Consider the following 4,187-nt stretch of genomic DNA (forward strand, 5'->3'; position numbering starts at 1 on the left):
TGATGCCGTCGGGGGCCGTCCACCCCATCATTGCGAGGAGCGAAGCGACGAAGCAATCCATGCCTCAACAAGCGTAGGAATGGATTGCTTCGCTTCGCTCGCAATGACGGTAGAGGCTGCCCGTCAGGACTTCGCCTTGTCCTTGAAATACGGCTCGACCGGCCCGTGCACCTTGATGGTCAGCGGATTGCCGTAACGGTCCTTGGCGTTACCAGCGGTGACCCGCACCCAGCCTTCGCTGATGCAGTACTCCTCGACATTGGTCTTCTCGGCACCTTTGAATCGGATGCCGACATCGCGCGCGAGAATGTCCGCATTGTAATACGGGCTGTTCGGATCGACCGAGAGGCGGTCGGGGAATTGGTCGTTGGTGGTGTCGTCGCTCATAGCAGCGCCTCGATATCCTTCTTCAATCCTTCGGGCCGGGCGGTCGGCGCATGCCGCGCCACGACCTTGCCGGAGCGATCAACCAGGAACTTGGTGAAGTTCCATTTGATCGACGGCCCGAGCAGGCCCGACTTCTCACGTTTCAGGTGTTCGTACAATGGATGCGCAGCACTGCCGTTGACGTCGATCTTGGCGAACATCGGAAACGTCACGGCGTAGTTGGTCTCGCAGAACGTGGCGATCTGCTTCGCATCGCCCGGCTCCTGCGCGCCGAACTGGTTGCAGGGAAAGCCGAGCACGGCAAAGCCGCGCGGCGAGAGACCGGCGTGCAGCTCCTGGAGGCCCTTGTATTGCGGCGTGAACCCGCAGGCGCTCGCCGTGTTCACGATCAGCAGCACCTGCCCCTCGAACTGCCGCAGCGGCATGTCCTCACCGGCGAGCGATTTTGCGGTGAAATCGTAGACCGTCGCCATCTCAGGTCACCGGATCGATTGGAGAGGACGGCGTGCCGCCGGCCTCGATCGCCTCGCCTGCCGCTAGGCAGAGATCCTCGCGGTAGCGGCCCGCCACCAGCTGCACGCCGACCGGAATTCTTCCGACGAGGCCCGTGGAAACGACGAGCCCGGGTAGGCCCATGAAGGGGATCGCGATCTGCGGCAGCTGCGCGTGCCACACCCGCGCGAACGACGCCTCGTCCTTGCGGTCGAGATGATCGGGGAACGGCAGCTCGCCGGAGACCGGCATCAGCAGCACCGGATATTTGTCGAGGAAGGCAAACCAGTCGCGCGTCAAGGTGGCGCGGCGGGTCAGCGCTTGTGACAGGTCGAACGGATGCACTCTCGCGCGGACGCCGCGGAGGCAGGCCAGCGCGCCGGGATCGCCCTCGCGCTCGGCGAAGGCGAGCTGGGCCTCGTAGCCGTCGCCGAGCCAGAGCCGGGTCTGGATCTCGGCCGCCTCGCGCAGCGACGGCGTGTCGTCGATCTCCTCGACGATCCAGCCGGCATCTCGCAATCGCTTGCCGGCATCGGCCACCGCGGCGACGACTTCCGGCACCGGATCGAGACCATCGGGATTGAGGCACATCGCGACGCGCTTCTCGCGCGGCGGTCCTTCGAGCGGCACCGGCGCGTACCAGGGGTCGCGATAATCGGGCGCCGACATCGCCGCGAGCGAGATGCGCAGATCGTTCACCGTACGCGCCAGCGGGCCGGACACCGCGCTGATCTGCGGGCCGATCGGACGCTCGGGCAATGCCGGGTTGAAGGCCGGGATGCGGCCCATGCTCGGCCGCAGGCCATGCACGCCGCAGGCATAGGCCGGATAGCGGACCGAGCCGGCGATATCGGTGCCATGCGCGATATGGCCGATGCCGGCCGCGACCGCGGAGCCCGCGCCGCCCGACGAGCCGCCCGGGGTGATGCCGGGATCGCGCGGGTTCTTGGTGTCGCCGTGAATGAGGTTGGTGGTGAACCAGCGATAGGACACCGCCGGACAATTGGTGCGGCCGAGCAGCACCGCGCCGGCCCTGCGCAGATTGGCGACCACCGGATTGTCGACCTTGGCGATCAGGTCGCGCTGCGCCTTCAGGCCGTTGGTGGTGGCGTAGCCCTCCTGGTCGACATTGACCTTGATCGTGACCGGCACGCCGGCGAGCGGCCCTAAGGCCTCATTACGCGCAATTGCCGCATCGACCTTTGCGGCCTGCGCCAGCACGTCGTCCGGCCGGTGATCGACCACCGCGTTGATCTTCGGATTGACCGCGTCGAGCCGGGCGAGCCCGGCCTCGGCCGCCTCCTTCGCCGAGACCTTCTTCGATTTGATGAGGCTGGCGAGCTCGGCCGCCGACAGACGCCAAATATCCTGCATGAGACACTCCGTATGACGCAGGCGTTTTAGCCCCACACGAAGGGCAAGGCCAGCGGCCTGCCGCCTGATGTTTCAGCGGACATGCGCGATGTAATAGGCAAGGTCGCCGATCTGCTCCTTGGCCACCGTCTGCATCACGTCGGCCATGGTGGCGTCGTAGCCGTGGCGGCTGTTGTCCTTGTATTCGGCCAGCGTCTTGGCGAGGTAGTCCTCGCGCTGGTTGGCGATGCGCGGAACGTTCTCCTTGCCGGAGAAATCGGTGTTGTGGCAGGTGTTGCAGCGGTTCTGCTGCGCCAGCGCCTGGCCGCGCGCCATCCGCGCGGGATCGCCGGCGTCAGTGGGCGGCGTGGGCTTCGGCAAGGTGGCGATGAAGTCCGAGAAGGTGCGCAAATCGTCGTCGGTCATCGCCTTCGCCATCTCGTTCATCGGCTCGAAGGTGCGCAGCTTCTCGCGAAACATGAACAGCTGGATCAGCGCATAGGGCGCCTGCTGGCCGCCGAGCGAAGGCGTGTTCTCGGTTTCCGACGTGCCATGCTCGCCATGGCAGGCAAAGCACGCAGCAGCGCGCTCCTGGATGGTCTCGGCGTTGGCGGACACAGTGACGGTGGCGAGTGCCAGGATAGCGATGATCGTCTTGTGCATAGGGCGCTCCCGGCATGTTCCGTCATTGCGAGGAGCTCGCGACAAAATTGCAAAGCAATTTTGCGCTGGAGCGACGAAGCAATCCATAGCCCCGCAAGTGGCGGGATGGATTGCTTCGCTTCGCTCGCAATGACGACGATGGATACTTACTGATTTGCGACCTTCGGCTTGCCGTAGCTGACGCGATAGACCGCGCCGTTCCAGTCGTCGGAGACCAGCAAGGAGCCGTCCTTCAGCAGCATCACGTCGACCGGGCGGCCGACATATTTGTTGTCCTCGAGGAAGCCGGTCATGAACGGCTCGACCGACTTCACGGTGCCGTCCTTGTTCAGCTTGACGACGACGACGTCACCGCCCTGCTTCTGCGACTTGTTCCAGGAGCCGTGGCGCGCGACGAAGATCGCGTTCTTGTAGGTCTTCGGGAACTGGCTCCCAGTATAGAAGCGCATGCCGAGCGACGCGGTATGCGGGCCCATCAGGCCGACCGGCGGCGCGTAGTCCTTGCAGTTCTTGCCCCAGCCGAGCTCCTGGTCGATGATGTTGCCCTGGTAGCAGAACGGTGCGCCGAAATCCTCGCCCGCCTTGGTGACGCGGTTGAGCTCGTCTTCCGGCACCGTCTCCGACAACCAGTCGCGGCCGTTGTCGGTGAAGTACATCTGCTTGGTCTCGGGATTCCAGTCGAAGCCGACCGAGTTGCGCACGCCGAGCACATAGACCTCGGCGCCGGAGCCATCGAGATTCATGCGGCGGATCTGACCGTGGTCGGCGTCATGCAGCACGTTGTTGCCGGGCTGGCCGACCGGGACATAGAGCTTGTTGTCGAGGCCGATGGCGATGAACTTCCAGCCGTGCGCCTCGTCCTTCGGCAGCTTGTCGTAGATGACGGTCGGCTTCGGCGGATTGTCCAGATTGTCCTCGATCTTGTCGATCTTGGAGACCTTCGACAGCTCGGCGATGTAGAGCGTGCCGTCCTTGAAGGCGACGCCGTTCGGACGGTAGAGGCCGGAAGCGATCACCTTGACCGAGCGTTTGCCGTCCTTGTTGACGATCGCATAGACCTTGTCGACGAGCCGGCTGCCGACGAACACGGTGCCCTTGTCGCCGAGCGCCAGTGAACGCGCATTGGCCATGCCCGCGGCATAGACCTCGACATTGAAGCCGGCCGGCACCTTCAGCTTGGCGAGCGGCAGCTTGTCGGGCGCAGATGGCAGCGGCGGCGGCGCCACCGGCGCGAGCTTGGCGGCGGCTTCATTGTCCGGACGGCCGATCATGGGCGAGCCGGCGGCAGCGGC

5 protein-coding genes are annotated in these 4,187 nt (G+C 64.9%); all 5 read right to left on the minus strand.

From position 1 onward, the window contains the following. Positions 1-123: 123 nt before the first annotated feature. The 5 genes from H8A95_RS41755 to H8A95_RS41775 all read right to left on the minus strand — a co-directional run bounded on the left by H8A95_RS41755 (position 124) and on the right by H8A95_RS41775 (position 4,166). Positions 124-387, minus strand: coding sequence for a DUF3297 family protein (locus H8A95_RS41755; RefSeq protein ID WP_229188280.1), 264 nt, complete (start codon positions 385-387; stop codon positions 124-126). Continuing rightward, the gene (locus H8A95_RS41760) at positions 384-860 is read right to left on the minus strand and encodes a glutathione peroxidase (protein WP_229188281.1); all 477 of its coding nucleotides are present in this window, start codon (positions 858-860) and stop codon (positions 384-386) included. Before H8A95_RS41760 ends, H8A95_RS41755 begins: the two co-directional genes overlap by 4 nt. Before the next feature lies 1 nt (position 861). Next, the gene (locus H8A95_RS41765) at positions 862-2,253 is read right to left on the minus strand and encodes an amidase family protein (protein WP_229188282.1); all 1,392 of its coding nucleotides are present in this window, start codon (positions 2,251-2,253) and stop codon (positions 862-864) included. A gap of 72 nt (positions 2,254-2,325) precedes the next feature. After that, positions 2,326-2,895: a c-type cytochrome gene (locus tag H8A95_RS41770; RefSeq protein WP_229188283.1), complete on the minus strand. Its 570-nt coding sequence runs from the start codon at positions 2,893-2,895 to the stop codon at positions 2,326-2,328. 146 nt (positions 2,896-3,041) lie between these two features. Then, on the minus strand, positions 3,042-4,166 hold the full coding sequence (locus H8A95_RS41775; protein ID WP_229188284.1) for a PQQ-dependent sugar dehydrogenase: 1,125 nt from the start codon (positions 4,164-4,166) through the stop codon (positions 3,042-3,044). Positions 4,167-4,187: the final 21 nt, after the last annotated feature.

Source organism: Bradyrhizobium oropedii, assembly GCF_020889685.1.
GTDB classification, from domain to species: domain Bacteria; phylum Pseudomonadota; class Alphaproteobacteria; order Rhizobiales; family Xanthobacteraceae; genus Bradyrhizobium; species Bradyrhizobium oropedii.